Annotated in this window: 15 protein-coding genes; 10 read left to right on the forward strand and 5 right to left on the reverse strand. The window is 61.2% G+C overall.

Going from position 1 to position 14,774, the window contains the following annotated elements; all coding sequences use genetic code 11:
• Window positions 1–36 precede the first annotated feature (36 nt).
• The 3 genes from C9990_RS09180 to C9990_RS09190 all read left to right on the forward strand — a co-directional run bounded on the left by C9990_RS09180 (window position 37) and on the right by C9990_RS09190 (window position 2,202).
• The gene (locus C9990_RS09180; RefSeq protein ID WP_106803069.1) at window positions 37–1,200 is read left to right on the forward strand and encodes an MFS transporter; all 1,164 of its coding nucleotides are present in this window, start codon (window positions 37–39) and stop codon (window positions 1,198–1,200) included.
• Window positions 1,197–1,727, forward strand: coding sequence for an acireductone dioxygenase (locus tag C9990_RS09185; RefSeq protein WP_106803070.1), 531 nt, complete (start codon window positions 1,197–1,199; stop codon window positions 1,725–1,727). Before C9990_RS09180 ends, C9990_RS09185 begins: the two co-directional genes overlap by 4 nt.
• Before the next feature lie 211 nt (window positions 1,728–1,938).
• On the forward strand, window positions 1,939–2,202 hold the full coding sequence (locus C9990_RS09190) for a response regulator transcription factor (RefSeq protein WP_065903357.1): 264 nt from the start codon (window positions 1,939–1,941) through the stop codon (window positions 2,200–2,202).
• 59 nt (window positions 2,203–2,261) lie between these two features.
• On the opposite strand, the gene C9990_RS09195 is transcribed toward C9990_RS09190, so the two are convergent.
• Window positions 2,262–2,540, reverse strand: a complete 279-nt coding sequence (locus tag C9990_RS09195) for a DUF3509 domain-containing protein (RefSeq protein ID WP_003172952.1) — start codon at window positions 2,538–2,540, stop codon at window positions 2,262–2,264.
• Window positions 2,541–2,935: 395 nt separating this feature from the next.
• Between C9990_RS09195 and C9990_RS09200 the strand changes: the two genes are divergently transcribed.
• The 5 genes from C9990_RS09200 to C9990_RS09225 all read left to right on the forward strand — a co-directional run bounded on the left by C9990_RS09200 (window position 2,936) and on the right by C9990_RS09225 (window position 9,409).
• Window positions 2,936–4,762 (forward strand): long-chain-acyl-CoA synthetase, encoded by a 1,827-nt coding sequence (locus C9990_RS09200; RefSeq protein WP_106803071.1) that lies wholly within the window; start codon window positions 2,936–2,938, stop codon window positions 4,760–4,762.
• A gap of 95 nt (window positions 4,763–4,857) precedes the next feature.
• The gene (locus tag C9990_RS09205) at window positions 4,858–5,373 is read left to right on the forward strand and encodes an ankyrin repeat domain-containing protein (protein WP_065903353.1); all 516 of its coding nucleotides are present in this window, start codon (window positions 4,858–4,860) and stop codon (window positions 5,371–5,373) included.
• A gap of 41 nt (window positions 5,374–5,414) precedes the next feature.
• Entirely contained in the window at window positions 5,415–5,945 is a 531-nt protein-coding gene (locus C9990_RS09210) for a hypothetical protein (protein WP_106803072.1), read from the forward strand.
• 67 nt (window positions 5,946–6,012) lie between these two features.
• Window positions 6,013–6,204 carry a PLDc N-terminal domain-containing protein gene (locus C9990_RS09215; protein ID WP_003172956.1) on the forward strand — a complete coding sequence of 64 codons (192 nt, stop codon included), beginning with the start codon at window positions 6,013–6,015 and terminating at the stop codon, window positions 6,202–6,204.
• A 1,117-nt stretch (window positions 6,205–7,321) separates the two neighbouring features.
• Window positions 7,322–9,409 (forward strand): LTA synthase family protein, encoded by a 2,088-nt coding sequence (locus C9990_RS09225; RefSeq protein WP_065904285.1) that lies wholly within the window; start codon window positions 7,322–7,324, stop codon window positions 9,407–9,409.
• Between the two features lie 72 nt (window positions 9,410–9,481).
• On the opposite strand, the gene C9990_RS09230 is transcribed toward C9990_RS09225, so the two are convergent.
• Complete coding sequence (locus tag C9990_RS09230) at window positions 9,482–9,634, reverse strand: DUF3309 family protein (RefSeq protein ID WP_015885095.1); 153 nt, start codon at window positions 9,632–9,634, stop codon at window positions 9,482–9,484.
• A 328-nt stretch (window positions 9,635–9,962) separates the two neighbouring features.
• Between C9990_RS09230 and C9990_RS09235 the strand changes: the two genes are divergently transcribed.
• Window positions 9,963–10,784 (forward strand): SDR family oxidoreductase, encoded by an 822-nt coding sequence (locus C9990_RS09235; protein ID WP_065904286.1) that lies wholly within the window; start codon window positions 9,963–9,965, stop codon window positions 10,782–10,784.
• Window positions 10,785–10,948: 164 nt separating this feature from the next.
• Window positions 10,949–11,152: a carbon storage regulator CsrA gene (gene csrA / locus C9990_RS09240; protein ID WP_065904288.1), complete on the forward strand. Its 204-nt coding sequence runs from the start codon at window positions 10,949–10,951 to the stop codon at window positions 11,150–11,152.
• A gap of 10 nt (window positions 11,153–11,162) precedes the next feature.
• On the opposite strand, the gene C9990_RS09245 is transcribed toward csrA, so the two are convergent.
• From C9990_RS09245 to ngg, 3 genes are all read right to left on the reverse strand, one after another.
• The gene (locus C9990_RS09245; protein WP_003192759.1) at window positions 11,163–11,390 is read right to left on the reverse strand and encodes a YheU family protein; all 228 of its coding nucleotides are present in this window, start codon (window positions 11,388–11,390) and stop codon (window positions 11,163–11,165) included.
• A gap of 60 nt (window positions 11,391–11,450) precedes the next feature.
• Window positions 11,451–12,635, reverse strand: coding sequence for an osmoprotectant NAGGN system M42 family peptidase (locus C9990_RS09250; RefSeq protein WP_065904290.1), 1,185 nt, complete (start codon window positions 12,633–12,635; stop codon window positions 11,451–11,453).
• A gap of 387 nt (window positions 12,636–13,022) precedes the next feature.
• Window positions 13,023–14,771, reverse strand: a complete 1,749-nt coding sequence (gene ngg / locus C9990_RS09255) for an N-acetylglutaminylglutamine synthetase (protein WP_065904291.1) — start codon at window positions 14,769–14,771, stop codon at window positions 13,023–13,025.
• Window positions 14,772–14,774 lie beyond the last annotated feature (3 nt).

Consider the following 14,774-nt stretch of genomic DNA (forward strand, 5'->3'; position numbering starts at 1 on the left):
CGCTTGTTCTTGCCGGGCGGCGAAGCAGCCCCGGTAATGACCCCAGCCCTCCCGTACTGGCGCCTCTCCAGCTTCTACCTGTTCTACTTCGCCCTGCTCGGGGCGACGGCGCCGTTCCTGGCGCTGTATTTCGATCATCTCGGGTTCTCCAGCGCGCGCATCGGCGAGCTGGTGGCCATCCCCATGCTGATGCGCTGCGTGGCACCCAACCTGTGGGGTTGGCTAGGCGACTACACCGGTCGGCGCCTGGCCATCGTGCGCTTTGGTGCGGTGTGTACGTTGGTGAGCTTTTCGCTGATCTTCGTCAGCCACACCTACGCCTGGCTGGCCCTGGTGATGGCACTGCATGCGTTCTTCTGGCACGCGGTGCTGCCGCAGTTTGAGGTGATCACCCTGGCGCACCTGCAAAAACAGACCTCGCGCTACAGCCAGATCCGCCTGTGGGGCTCCATCGGTTTTATCCTCACCGTGGTGATCATGGGCCGCCTGTTCGACTGGCTGAGCCTGGACATCTACCCGGTAGTCGTCGTGGTGATCATGGCCGGCATCATCGGTGCCAGCCTGTGGGTGCCGAATGCGCAACCGGCCAGCCTCGGCAATCGCCTGGCCGGGGAGGGGTTCCTCAAGCAGTTACGCAGCCCTGGGGTACTGGCGTTTTATGCCTGCGTGGCGCTGATGCAAATGAGCCACGGCCCGTACTACACCTTCCTCACCCTGCACCTGGAACACTTGGGCTACAGCCGGGGCACGATCGGCATGCTGTGGGCGCTGGGAGTGGTGGCGGAGGTGCTGATGTTCCTCGGCATGAGCCGCATCCTCACGCGTTTTTCGCTGCGCCGGGTGCTGCTGGCCAGTTTCCTGCTGGCGGCCCTGCGCTGGTTGCTGCTGGGATCGTTTGCCGAGTACTTCTGGGTGCTGCTGCTGGCGCAGGTCATGCACGCCGCGACTTTCGGCAGCTTTCACGCGGCGGCCATCGCCTTTGTGCAACGCAGCTTCGGCGCTAGACAACAAGGCCAGGGCCAGGCGCTGTATGCCGCCCTGGCGGGTACCGGCGGCGCGTTGGGCGCGCTGTATTCCGGCTACAGTTGGAACCTGTTGGGGCCGACCCTGACTTTCAGCATCGCCAGCGTCGCGGCCCTGGCCGCCGCCGTTATCATCGGTCTTCGATTGCAAGAGCAGAACCAAGGAAACCCTCAATGAGCTATGTCGCCGTCTACCCCGTCACTTCACCGGATACCCCGAACAAGGTCCTGACCCATGCCGACGACATCGCCGCGATCCTCGCCGAGCACGGTGTGCGGTTCGAGCGCTGGCAGCCCGCACCCATCGAGCAGGGGGCCAGCGACGCGCAAATGATCGCGGCGTACCAGGCGCAGATCGACGCCCTGGGCTACGAGCGCGTGGACGTGTTCAGCGTCACCGGCGACCACCCGCAAAAAGACTCACTGCGCGCGCAGTTCCTCGATGAGCGCCGTTACAGTGACGACGAAGTGCGCTTCTTTATTGCGGGCCAAGGCTTGTACACCCTGCACATTGGCGACTTTGTGTACGCCATACGTTGCGAAAAGCATGACCTGCTGGTGATCCCGGCGGGTATTGCACACTGGTTTGATATCGGCGAGAACCCGCACTTGGTCACGCTGCGGCTGTTCAATAACGCTCAAGGCCAGGTACCCGCGTTCACGGGAGATGAGATCGCCCGACGTTTCCCCGGATTGGACGACTGATTGCGGCGAATTACAAACATCAACCCCGATGAGTTGTTAGTTGCTGTGGGAAGAAACTTAAATTCCTGTAAGGCCCGGCTGTTTATTGCGGGCCCTACGCCTTAATACCATTCGTTATGTAACTCTCTGCGGCATCGATGTTTATATCACCTGTCAATAGGAGGAATCCGAATGCTGACAGGGCGTCCGCCAATAAAAGGGAGAGAACTTAATGATAGGCACAGAGGAGTCGTCACCGTACTGCGTGCCCGATGCCGTCAGGCGGCGGCTGAGCTTGTCCGGCAAGCCCTTGACCCCCACCGAGTTGGAGATCCTGCGCTGGGCCGCGGAAGGCAAGACGGTCTGGGAGATCAGCCAGATACGCAATACGTCCGAAGCCACGGTGAAATTCCACTTGCGCAACATCTACGGCAAGTTGGAGGTCACCAACCGCGTGCAGGCGATGAACGAGGCGGCGCGTCGAGGCCTGTGCTGAATCCATGAAAAAGGGCCGCAATGCTCAACGGCATTGCGGCCCTTTTTTTAGCTGCTTGCTCAGGCCGAATGGTAAGTCGGCAGGGCAAAACGGTTCTGGCTCTGCAGCATCGAAATTTGCGGCAACTCACTGGCTTGTTCGGCCAGGTCGCGGCGAATGGCGCTGATCACCCAAGTGAGTTGATCGGCGGTGTGCAACTGCTGGTAGGAAATCGAACGCTTGACCTGTTTGCCTTCGCTGTTGCGCAGGGTCAACAGGATGCCGCCGTCGGGACGTGGCTGGGTGGTGACGTCGTAGTTGGAGAATACTGAAGCGAATTTATCTTGGATCAGGCTCATGTCTATCAGCTCCGTTGGCTCAAGTTGGCAAGCATGGAGTGATAGGTGCAGTGATTGTGCCAGCTACTGTATTTTAAAAATATCGTTATAAATCAGTGGCTTATAAAAAATGAGATTTTTCGTTTTCGTGCAATTTGCATGAATGGCCATCATGCATCCTGCATTTTGCGCTGCTCAACCCGGCGAATTGCGCGTGCCGTTATCCATAAAGACTGCCCGCACGCGGCTAAATTCCTTTTTTCAGCACGCGCCCCTCGGGATACAAAACTTTTCAAATCCCGCGTGTACAGCCGAAGAGGGGCTGACGTATTTTCCTTCAATGCATTCGGCCTTCTGCCTACAAGAGAGTCGGTGTTTCTGGATCATACGAAGAATAAGAAAAAGGACGTTCCTCCATGAGCCATCCGCAAAACGACATGATCACCTGGGGCATGATGCTGCGTAAGATGCCCGCCATCGTTCGAGCCCTGCCACGGGTGGTGCGCGGCATGCGTGCCGCCAACGTCACCGATCCCCAACAATCCTGCGGCCTGGGCTGGCACTTCGAGCAAGCGACCCTGCGCAACCCCGATGGCGCGGCGCTGCTGTATGGCGACCGCGTGCTCAGCTACCGCGAAGCCAACCAGCGCGCCAACCGTATCGCCCATCACCTGCAGGCCGAGGGCATCGGCAAGGGCGACGTGGTGGCGCTGTTTATCGAAAACCGCCCGGAACTGTTGCTGAGTGTGCTGGCCGTGGCCAAGCTCGGCGGCATCTGCGCGATGCTCAATACCGCGCAGACCCAGGGTGCGCTGGTGCACAGCCTGAACCTGGTGAGCCCGGTGGCGGTGGTGGTGGGCGCTGAGCTGGTAGCAGCCTATGACGCAGTACGTGAGCAGGTGCAGATCGAGGCCCGGCGTACCTGGTTTGTCGCCGACCAGCAACCCGCCGCCGTGCCCGAGGGCTACATCGACCTGCTGGCCGCGAGCGCCGAGTGCGCGGAGGACAACCCCGCCAGCACTGCACAGATCTTCTTCAACGACCCATGCTTCTATATCTACACGTCCGGCACCACCGGCCTGCCCAAGGCCGGCATCATGAAGCACGGCCGCTGGACCAAGACCGCCGTGAGTTTCGGCAGCATCGCCCTGGACATGGGCCCGCAAGACGTCCTCTATTGCACGTTGCCGCTCTACCACGCCACCGGCCTGTGCGTGTGCTGGGGGTCGGCGATTATCGGCGCGTCGGGCTTTGCCATTCGCCGTAAGTTCAGCGCCAGTCAATTCTGGGATGACGCGCGCAAGTTCAAGGCCACCACCCTCGGTTATGTGGGCGAGTTGTGCCGCTACCTGCTCGACCAGCCACCCAGCGGGCTCGATCGTGAAAACCAGGTCACCAAGATGGTCGGCAACGGCCTGCGCCCCGGCGTATGGGCGCAGTTCAAGGCGCGCTACGGCGTGGAGCATATCTGCGAGCTGTACGCGGCCAGCGACGGCAACATCGGTTTTACCAACGTGCTGAATTTCGACAACACCATCGGCTTCTGCCTGCAACACTGGGCGCTGGTGGACTACGCCCACGACAGCGGTGAGCCGATCCGGGGCGCCGATGGTTTCATGCGCAAGGTGCAAACCGGCGGGCAAGGCCTGTTGCTGGCGCGGATCGATGATAAATCGCCGTTCGACGGCTACACCGACCCAGAAAAGAACCGCAAGGTGATCCTCACCGACGTGTTTGAAAAGGGCGACCGCTACTTCAACACCGGCGATTTGTTGCGCAGCATCGGCTTCGGCCATGCGCAATTTATCGATCGCCTGGGCGACACCTATCGCTGGAAAGGCGAAAACGTCTCCACCACCGAGGTCGAGAACGTCCTGCTGCAGCACCCGCAGATCGCCGAGGTAGTGGCCTATGGGGTCGAAATCGAAAACACCAATGGCCGCGCGGGCATGGTCGCTATCACTCCGAGCGAATCCCTGGCCTCACTGGACATGCGCGAGCTGCTGCAATTCGCCCATGGCCAACTGCCGCACTATGCGGTGCCACTGTTCCTGCGGATCAAGGTGAAGATGGAAACCACCGGCACCTTCAAGTATCAGAAAGTGCGGCTCAAGGAAGAGGCGTTTGACCCGGACAAGGCCGGCAATGACCCGGTGTACGCGTGGCTGCCGGGGTCCGACTGCTACGTGCCGGTGACCGGGCAATTACTCGCGCAGATCCAGGGTGGGCAGTTCCGCTATTGATTCTGCCTATGGGCGCTTTTGACAAAAAAGCCATGACAGCTGGGAACTCCGTCGCGACACTGGCGCCTATTCAGTACCAGACACGGAGTTCCCACATGTCAGACCACGCCAAACAAATGACCGAAGACGAAGCCGCCGAATTTGCCGAGCAAGTCTTCGACGTGGCCCGCAAGGGCGATGCCGCCATGCTCGCCGCGCTGCTGGCCAAGGGCTTGCCGGCGAATTTTCGTAACCACAACGGCGACACCTTGCTGATGCTGTCCGCGTACCACGGCCACGCCGAAGCGGTCAAAGTACTGCTGGAATTCAAGGCCGACCCGCTGATCGCGAATGACAAGAACCAGTTGCCGATTGCCGGTGCGGCGTTCAAGGGCAATCTGCCGGTGGTCAAGGCGCTGATCGAAGGCGGCACGCCCGTCGAAGCGGCATCCTCCGATGGCCGCACCGCGCTGATGATGGCGGCGATGTTCAATCGCGTGGAAATGGTCGACTACCTGCTCAGCCAGGGCGCCAACCCCAAGACCACCGACGCCCAAGGCGCTACGGCGCTGGCAGCGGCGCAGACCATGGGGGCCACGGATACGGCGGCGCAGTTGCAAAAACTGGTGTAGGCTGTGCGCCCTCGAAAACCAGCCCGCTACAGGATCACCCCATGAAAACCGCCCTCGTCGAACTCATCAGCAAAATCAGCGCCGGGGTCATGGGCGCAGACGAGGTGGCGCGCATCGCCGATGAAGCGGCCCAGGCCTACGCCGATCCGGTGGCCTTCCTGGCGGCCAACCCGGACATCAACTACGACGACACCTTCCCGATCCCGTTGGGCGAGTGGGTGGTGGTTGGCAGCCTGCCGGACACGGTGCTGTTCCAGGCCGATACTTATGGCGACCTGTTTGCGCAGATCGTCGCCTCGTTCGGCCCGGGTGTGGCGTTCAACCTCAAGCCCAAGCAGTTGGCCAAGACCGAGGACCTGACCGCGCTCAATCGTATCCAGATCCAGATGAGCGCCCTGAGCCCGGAAGATGGCGGCTATGTGCTGCTGGATTTCAGCCAATTGCTCGATGATGAAATCCAGGCCGTGCTGGTCTACGGCAATGACCTGCCGCGCGTGCTCGAGTTGTGCGCTGAAATCGGCATCAAGGCCGAGCCGTCCCTGGAAGCGTTGAAAGTCGCCGTACACGTCTGAAATAAAACGGAACCCCGGCCAGGGCTGACTATCCTACAAGTGCATGCCCTCACTTAGGAGCGACACCATGGGTTCCACTTTCAACGGCCTGATCGGGCTGATCATCCTGGCGCTGGATATCTGGGCGATCATCAACGTGTTCAAAAGCGGCGCGAGCACCGGGGCCAAGGTGCTCTGGATCCTGCTGATCCTGTTGTTGCCGGTACTGGGCCTGATCATCTGGGCAATCGCCGGGCCGCGCGGCAACGTGCGGATCTAAGCGCCTCACTCCCTCTGGAGTGGGCACGATAAAGGTGGGAGCGGGCTTGCTCGCGAAAGCGGTTTGCCAGTCGCTGAAGAGGGTGACTGGTCCACCGCCTTCGCGAGCAAGCCCGCTCCCACATTTGGGATGTATTTCAAGGCTGGAACCGAGTTGTGCTGTCCGCTTAAATGCCGGTGCAGCACCCCGAATCCCAAGCCCGAGCAGCGATCAAAACTGTGGGAGCGGGCTTGCTCGCGAAAGCGGTGGGTCAGTCGCTGGAGAGGGTGGCTGGTCTACCGCATTCGCGAGCAAGCCCGCTCCCACATTTGGGATGTATTTCAAGGTTAGAGCCGAGTTGTACCGTCCGCTTAAATGCGGCAGCACCCCGAATCCCAAGCCCGAGCAGCGATCAAAACTGTGGGAGCGGGCTTGCTCGCGAAAGCGGTGGGTCAGTCGCTGAAGAGGTGACCGATCTGGCGCCTTCGCGTGCAAGCCCGCTCCCACATTTGGGGTGTATTTCAAGGTTGGAACCGAGCTGTACCGCCCGCTCAACTGCCGGTGCAGCACCCCGAATCCCAAGCCCGAGCAGCGATCAAAACTGTGGGAGCGGGCTTGCCCGCGAAAGCGGTGGGTCAGTCGCTGGAGAGGGTGGCTGATCTGGCGCCTTCGCGGGCAAGCCCGCTCCCACATTTGGGATGTATTTCTAGGTTGGAACCGAGCTGTACCGACCGCTCAAATGCCGCAGCACCCCGAATCCCAAGCCCGAACAGCGATCAAAACTGTGGGAGCGGGCTTGCTCGCGAAAGCGGTGGGTCAGTCGCTGCAGAGTGCGACTGATGTGGCGCCTTCGCGAGCAAGCCCGCTCCCACATTTATGTTTCGAAATATTCTGCGCACACAATTTTCACATCCCATCCAAGACAATTCGCCCGCTCAAACCTCCCAGCCAAAGGCTCTATCTCAACTGCCTTTAAAGGCGGGGCAGGGGTGCACGTTCAGTAATTAATAGCCTTGCCGGCTTTGATCGGGCACCATTTGCGCCACCGCGTTAACCGCCTACCCCAGCCAGCCTGGGCGAGGGACGGACGCCACTGCATTATTTCGCAACTTAAACTTCCAATGGGTCCTGAAACGACATGGCAAACCCGGACGCCCTGAGTCAGCAGCGAGCTTCTAATCGCCTGCTGCAACCGACCGTCAAATCCCATCTGGCTTACACGCTGCTCTGCGCACTGGTCATGATGGTGATGTTCTCGCTGCTGCGCCTGGCGCTGCTGGTGTACAACCGCGAGATGATCCTCGACACCCCGGCCTCGACCTTCCTCGAAGCCTTCGCCAACGGCTTGCGTCTGGACCTGCGCCTGGTGGTGTACCTGATCATCCCATTGCTGCTGGCGCTGTTCAGCGTACGGGCGATGGCGGCACGTGGGTTCTTCCGTTTCTGGCTGACCGTAGCGTCCAGTATCGCGCTGTTCCTGGGCCTGATGGAAATGGACTTCTACCGCGAGTTCCACCAGCGCCTCAACGGCCTGGTCTTCCAGTATGTGAAGGAAGACCCGAAAACCGTGATGAGCATGCTCTGGTACGGTTTCCCGGTGGTGCGCTACCTGCTGGCATGGGCCGTGGGCACGTTGATCCTGAGCATCGCGTTCAAGGGCGCCGACCGCGCCACTCGCCCGCGCGGCCCGTTCAGCGGTGGCAGCATTGGCACCCGCCAGGTCGCACCGTGGTACAGCCGCATCGCGGTGTTCGTGGTCTGCCTGCTGATCGCCGTGGTCGCCGCACGTGGCACCCTGCGCCAGGGCCCGCCGCTGCGTTGGGGTGATGTCTACACCACCGAATCGAACTTCGCCAACCAACTGGGCCTCAATGGCACCTTGTCGCTGATCGCGGCTGCGAAGTCGCGTTTCTCCGAAGACCGCTCGAACATCTGGAAGGCCACCCTGGATCAGCCACTGGCGACCCAGACCGTGCGTGACATGCTGGTGCTGCCGCAGGAAAAGCTGGTGGATGCCGACATCGCCGCCGTGCGCCGTGACTACACGCCACCGGCCGAGAAGACCCTGCCGATCAAGAACGTGGTCGTGATCCTGATGGAAAGCTTCGCCGGTCACTCGGTCGGCGCGCTGGGGCGTCCGGGCAACATCACGCCGTACTTCGACAAACTGTCCAAGGAAGGCCTGCTGTTCGACCGCTTCTTCTCCAACGGCACCCACACCCACCAGGGCATGTTCGCCACCATGGCGTGCTTCCCGAACCTGCCGGGCTTCGAATACCTGATGCAGACCCCGGAAGGCAGCCACAAGCTGTCGGGCCTGCCGCAGTTGCTCAGTGCGCGCAAGTTTGACGACGTGTATGTCTACAACGGCGACTTCGCCTGGGACAACCAGTCGGGTTTTTTCAGCAACCAGGGCATGACCAACTTCATCGGCCGCAATGACTTCGTCAACCCGGTGTTCTCCGACCCGACCTGGGGCGTGTCCGACCAGGACATGTTCAACCGTGGCCTGGAAGAGTTGAAAGCCCGCGAAGGCGGCAAGCCGTTCTATGCGCTGCTGCAGACCCTGTCCAACCACACCCCGTACGCATTGCCGACGCCGTTGCCGGTCGAGAAAGTCACTGACCGTGGCAGCCTCAACGAGCATTTGACGGCCATGCGCTATTCCGACTGGGCCCTGGGCCAGTTCTTTGAAAAGGCCCGCAAGGAGCCGTACTTCAAGGAAACCCTGTTCGTGATCGTCGGCGACCACGGTTTCGGCAACGAACAGCAAATCACCGAGATGGACCTGGGCCGCTTCAACGTGCCGATGCTGATGATTGCACCCGGCATGCAAGAGAAGTTCGGCGAGCGTGACCACACCGTGGGCACCCAGATCGACATCGTGCCGACCATCATGGGTCGTCTCGGTGGCGACACCCTGCACCAGTGCTGGGGTCGTGACCTGCTCAACCTGCCGGAAGGCGACAAGGGCTTCGGTGTGATCAAGCCGTCCGGCAGCGACCAGACGGTAGCCTTGGTCACCGCCGACCGGATCCTGGTATTGCCCAAGGAAATGCCGCCGAAACTGTGGGAATACGAACTCGGCGCCAACCCTACCGGCAAAGTGATCCCTGAATCGCCGGACGAGGCTGCACTCAAGCAGCGACTCGAGTCGTTCCTGCAAACCGCCACCAAGAGCCTGCTGGATAACACCGCCGGCGTAGTGAATGGTAAGCCGGACTAACTAACCGGCAATAAAAAAGAGGCCTTTTTCAAGGCCTCTTTTTTTTGCATCTTTTTTAATACCGGGTGGCGGTTATATCCGACCCAGCAGCAACAGCACCAGCAGCACCACCAGCACTACACCGAGGATACCCGACGGGCCATAACCCCAATTACGCGAGTGAGGGAACACTGGCAGACCACCGACCAGCAACAGGATCAGGATAATGATCAGAATGAGGCTCATAGTTTTTTTCCTTATAGGCCTTCTGCAAAGACCGGTTATTTAACGAGAGGCCCGTCATTTAAATTCGGACGCCTTAACAACTCCGACTGCACCACAACGGAGAAAATTCCGTGTTTTTTTAAAGCATTTCGCACACCGGCTTATTTCTTTTAATGCGTTCGCAACTGCAGCTCATTAGTTGAAAAAGATTGAACTTAGGCTATACGCCGGCATCCGACCCGGCCTGCGGTTTGCCTGGGGCATTCATCAATCTGATGGTGCGTGGGTGCAGGAAAAACCTTCGCTACACTGCCGGTCACTTCTTCTGTGAACCACAAGGCTACTTCCTATGCAAAATCGCATGATGATCACTGGCGCCGGGTCCGGCCTGGGTCGTGAAATCGCTCTGCGCTGGGCCCGTGAGGGTTGGCAGTTGGCCTTGTCGGACGTCAGTGAGCCGGGCTTGCAGGAAACCCTCAGGCTGGTGCGAGAGGCCGGTGGCGAGGGTTTTATCCAGCGCTGCGACGTGCGCGACTACAGCCAGCTCACCGCGTTTGCCCAGGCCTGCGAGGTGAAGCTGGGCGGCATTGATGTGATCGTCAACAATGCGGGCGTGGCCTCGGGTGGGTTCTTCGCCGAGCTGTCGCTGGAGGATTGGGATTGGCAGATCGCGATCAACCTGATGGGGGTGGTCAAGGGCTGCAAGGCGTTTCTGCCGCTGCTGGAAAAGAGCAAGGGCCGCATTATCAACATTGCGTCGATGGCGGCGTTGATGCAGGGCCCGGCCATGAGCAACTACAACGTGGCCAAGGCCGGTGTGGTGGCCTTGTCGGAGAGCCTGCTGGTGGAACTCAAGCAGCAAGAGGTCGGGGTGCACGTGGTGTGCCCGTCGTTCTTCCAGACCAACCTGTTGGATTCGTTTCGCGGACCGACCCCGGCAATGAAGGCGCAGGTGGGCAAGTTGCTCGAGAGTTCGCCGATCTCGGCGGCGGACATTGCCGACTACATCTACCAGCGGGTGGCGGCGGGCGAGTTCATGATTCTGCCCCATGAGCAGGGGCGGATGGCGTGGGCGTTGAAGCAGAAGAATCCACAGTTGCTGTACGACGAGATGACAGTAATGGCCGACAAGATGCGCGCCAAGGCCCAGGGTCAAAGCGCCAAGGCTTGAACCCGGGCTGGCCGGTGAGGGTGCTGTCGACGGCAATATTTCATCAGGTCTGTCAGGCAAATTACCAACGTTTGTAGGTGCTGGCTGATTTGTTTGCAAGCCATTGATGGCGCCCATCCATGCGCGCATGGTCAAGGTCCTGAGACTCAAAAAGGACAACGACCATGCTGGTATTAAGCCGTACTGTCGACGAAATCATCTCCATCGGCGACACCATCGCCGTGCACATCCTTGAGGTGAACGGTACCCAGGTGAAATTCGGGGTAGAGGCACCGACCGGGGTGCATGTTCATCGTGCCGAGGTCTATCAGAAAATCCTCGAGCGCCAAGGCGCTGCCACCCATCCGGTGCTGGTGCCCAACCCCTGAATAACCTCGGTCAGTCGAACAGATGCTTGGGCACATCGTGCTTGAGCATCAACTGGCACTGCTCGCTTTCCGGGTCGAACACGATCAATGCCTGGCCCTTGGTCAGCGCCTGGCGCACACGCAATACACGGGTTTCCAGGGGCGTGTCGTCGCCATTGTCGGTGCCGTCACGGGTGACGAAATCCTCGATGAGGCGGGTCAGGGTGTCGACTTCAAGCGCGTCGTAGGGAATCAGCATACAAGCCTCACATAGAGAATCCCGGCGATGCTACTGCGCCGGGACTCCAGTTGCCAGTATTCAGGACTTGTTGCCCACCAGGCTGTCCACCGACGGCACGCGGGTATCGCTCTCCATCTGTGTTTCATGCTCGATCTGGTGACTGAACCGATCCAGTGAACCCTGGGCCGGCTGGGCGTCGCTGGCGAACACGGGCGGGCTGAGGATGTAGGCGCTCAACAGCCGGCTCAGGGCGGCGAGGCTGTCGATATGCGTGCGCTCGTAGCCATGGGTTGCATCGCAACCAAACGCCAGCAGCGCGGTGCGGATGTCGTGGCCGGCGGTCACGGCCGAGTGAGCATCACTGAAGTAGTAGCGGAACAGGTCGCGGCGCACCGGCAGTTCGTTGTCGGTTGCCAGTCGCAACAGGTGCCGCGACAGGTGATAGTCATACGGCCCGCCGGAATCCTGCATCGCCACGCTCACGGCATGCTCGCTGGAATGCTGGCCGGGGGCGACCGGGGCGATATCGATACCGACAAACTCGCTCACGTCCCAAGGCAGGGCAGCTGCGGCGCCGCTGCCGGTTTCCTCGGTGATGGTGAACAGCGGATGGCAGTCGATCAGCAACGGCTCGCCGCTGTCGACGATGGCCTTGAGGGCCGCGAGCAGGGCGGCGACGCCGGCCTTGTCGTCCAGGTGACGCGCGCTGATATGCCCGCTCTCAGTGAACTCCGGCAGCGGGTCGAACGCCACATAGTCACCAATGCTGATGCCCAGGGAATCGCAGTCGGCACGGGTCGCGCAGTAGGCGTCCAGGCGCAATTCAACGTGGTCCCAGCTCACTGGCATTTCATCCACGGCGGTGTTGAACGCATGCCCTGAGGCCATCAACGGCAGCACGCTGCCACGGATCACGCCGTTGTCGGTGAACAGGCTGACGCGGCTGCCTTCGGCAAAGCGGCTCGACCAGCAACCTACCGGCGCCAGGGTCAGGCGACCGTTGTCCTTGATCGCGCGCACGGCGGCGCCGATGGTGTCCAGGTGTGCGGAGACAGCGCGGTCAGGGCTGTTTTTCTGACCCTTGAGGGTGGCGCGAATGGTGCCGCGCCGGGTCATTTCAAATGGAATGCCGAGCTCTTCCAAGCGCTCGGCCACGTAGCGCACGATGGTGTCGGTAAACCCGGTCGGGCTGGGAATGGCGAGCATTTCCAGCAAGACTTTTTGCAGGTAATTGAGGTCCGGTTCGGGGATGGTTCGAGTCATGAAAACTCCTCGTGAGGTGAGCGCGCTATTGGAGCGAGCGGGCTGGTTGTGGCGTGGCGAGCGGGCTAATTGTGGTGACTGGGTTAATTGTGGTGAGCGGGCTTGCCCCGCGTTGGGCTGCGAAGCGGCCCCAAAACCTGCCAGTCAGTTCTGGCTGGAAAAACGCGGCGCCTGGATGGGGGCTGCTTCGCAGCCCAACGCGGGGCAAGCCCGCTCGCCACAACAGCCCTGCTTGCCACAACAGTTCTGCCTGTCATGACAGTCCTGCCTGCCACAACAGTTCTGCCTGTCATGACAGCCCTGCTTGCCAAAACAGCCCTGTCTGCCAGAAACAGTCTGCTTGCCACCACGCACATGCTCACCACAACAGCCCGGCTCTCCACTGGGTTATTGGGCGGTCGGCTGGCTATGGGGAAACAACAAATCCACAAACTTCTCCGCCGTCGGCTGCGGCTCATGGTTTGCCAGGCCGGCCCGTTCGTTGGCTTCGATAAATACATAGTCCGGTTGGTCGGCGGCGGGCACCATCAGGTCCAGGCCCACCATGGGGATGTCCAGGGCGCGGGCGGCGCGTACGGCGGCGTCGACCAGCGTGGGGTGCAGGATGGCGGTGACGTCTTCCAGGCAGCCGCCGGTGTGCAGGTTGGCGGTGCGGCGCACGGCCAGGGTCTGGCCCCGCGGCAGAATGCTGCTGTAGTCGTAGCCGGCCGCCTGCAGGGTGCGTTCGGTCTCGGCGTCCACGGGGATTTTGCTTTCGCCGTCGGTGGCCGCCTGGCGCCGCCGACTCTGGGCTTCGATCAATGCCCCGATGGAATGCTGGCCGTCGCCGGTGACTTCGGCAGGGCGGCGGATCGCGGCGGCGACCACCTCGAAGCCGATTACCAGGATGCGCAGGTCGAGGCCCTGGTGGAAACTTTCGAGCAACACGCGGCTGTCGAACTGGCGCGCCGCTTCGATGGCCTGCTGCACCTCTTCAATGGTCTGCAGATCCACTGCCACGCCTTGGCCTTGCTCACCATCCAGCGGCTTGACCACGATGCGCTGGTGTTCGTCGAGGAACTCCAGGTTGTCATCGGCGCTGCCCGCAAGTTGCTGCGATGGCAGTTTCAATCCGGCAGCTTTCAACACCTTGTGGGTCAGGCTTTTGTCCTGGCACAGGGTCATGCTGATCGCGCTGGTCAAATCGCTCAGCGACTCGCGGCAACGCACGCGGCGTCCGCCATGGCTCAGGGTGAACAGGCCGGCATCGGCGTCATCCACCTGCACATCGATGCCGCGCCGGTGCGCCTCTTCGACGATGATCCGCGCGTAGGGGTTGAACCCCGCCTGCGGACCCGGGCCGAGGAACAACGGCTGGTTGATGCCGTTCTTGCGCTTGATCGCAAAGGTGGTCAGCGCGCGAAAGCCGAGCTTGGCGTAGAGGTTCTTGGCCTGGCGGTTATCGTGCAGCACCGACAGGTCGAGGTAACTCAAGCCACGGCTCATGAAGTGCTCCACCAGGTGGCGCACCAGCACTTCGCCGACACCAGGACGCGTACAGTGCGGATCCACCGCGAGGCACCAGAGGCTGCAGCCGTTTTCCGGGTCGTGGAAAGCTTTCTGGTGATTGAGGCCCATCACGCTGCCGATCACCGCGCCGCTGTCTTCATCCTCGGCCAACCAATACACCGGGCCACCTTGATGGCGCGGGGTCAGGCGCTCAGCGTCGACCGGCAACATGCCCCGCCCTTGATAGAGCTGGTTGACTGCCGCCCAGTCTGCCTCGGTCTGCACCCGGCGAATGCGGAAACCGCGAAACACCCGGGTGGCCGGACGATAGTCGCTGAACCACAGGCGCAGGGTGTCGGAGGGGTCGAGAAACAACTGCTGCGGATCGATCCCGAGGATCTGCTGCGGCGCCGCCACGTACAGGGCGATGTCGCGCTCACCAGGCTGCTCGTTGAGCAGTTCCTCGGCCAGGCTCGCGGGGTCGGGAAAGGTATGGCCGATCAACAACCGGCCCCAGCCGCAGTGCACGGCAATCGGCTCGGCGGCCAGCGGGCTGCCATCTTCGGCCAGTCGGGCTTGCAGGCGCTCGTAGGTTGGCGCCTGGCCCTTGAGCAAGCGTTGGCTGTAAGCCGCTGCATGGGGTTTCATCAA

The organism is Pseudomonas sp. S5D5 (assembly GCF_003013355.1).
Lineage (GTDB): Bacteria > Pseudomonadota > Gammaproteobacteria > Pseudomonadales > Pseudomonadaceae > Aquipseudomonas > Aquipseudomonas aylmerensis.

Bases quoted from the DNA above. Each gene is read 5' to 3' on its own strand.
- C9990_RS09180 (WP_106803069.1), top strand. From the start codon at position 37: ATGACCCCAGCCCTCCCGTACTGGCGCCTCTCCAGCTTCTACCTGTTC.
- C9990_RS09185 (WP_106803070.1), top strand. From the start codon at position 1,197: ATGAGCTATGTCGCCGTCTACCCCGTCACTTCACCGGATACCCCGAAC.
- C9990_RS09190 (WP_065903357.1), top strand. From the start codon at position 1,939: ATGATAGGCACAGAGGAGTCGTCACCGTACTGCGTGCCCGATGCCGTC.
- C9990_RS09195 (WP_003172952.1), bottom strand. From the start codon at position 2,540: ATGAGCCTGATCCAAGATAAATTCGCTTCAGTATTCTCCAACTACGAC.
- C9990_RS09200 (WP_106803071.1), top strand. From the start codon at position 2,936: ATGAGCCATCCGCAAAACGACATGATCACCTGGGGCATGATGCTGCGT.
- C9990_RS09205 (WP_065903353.1), top strand. From the start codon at position 4,858: ATGTCAGACCACGCCAAACAAATGACCGAAGACGAAGCCGCCGAATTT.
- C9990_RS09210 (WP_106803072.1), top strand. From the start codon at position 5,415: ATGAAAACCGCCCTCGTCGAACTCATCAGCAAAATCAGCGCCGGGGTC.
- C9990_RS09215 (WP_003172956.1), top strand. From the start codon at position 6,013: ATGGGTTCCACTTTCAACGGCCTGATCGGGCTGATCATCCTGGCGCTG.
- C9990_RS09225 (WP_065904285.1), top strand. From the start codon at position 7,322: ATGGCAAACCCGGACGCCCTGAGTCAGCAGCGAGCTTCTAATCGCCTG.
- C9990_RS09230 (WP_015885095.1), bottom strand. From the start codon at position 9,634: ATGAGCCTCATTCTGATCATTATCCTGATCCTGTTGCTGGTCGGTGGT.
- C9990_RS09235 (WP_065904286.1), top strand. From the start codon at position 9,963: ATGCAAAATCGCATGATGATCACTGGCGCCGGGTCCGGCCTGGGTCGT.
- csrA (WP_065904288.1), top strand. From the start codon at position 10,949: ATGCTGGTATTAAGCCGTACTGTCGACGAAATCATCTCCATCGGCGAC.
- C9990_RS09245 (WP_003192759.1), bottom strand. From the start codon at position 11,390: ATGCTGATTCCCTACGACGCGCTTGAAGTCGACACCCTGACCCGCCTC.
- C9990_RS09250 (WP_065904290.1), bottom strand. From the start codon at position 12,635: ATGACTCGAACCATCCCCGAACCGGACCTCAATTACCTGCAAAAAGTC.
- ngg (WP_065904291.1), bottom strand. From the start codon at position 14,771: ATGAAACCCCATGCAGCGGCTTACAGCCAACGCTTGCTCAAGGGCCAG.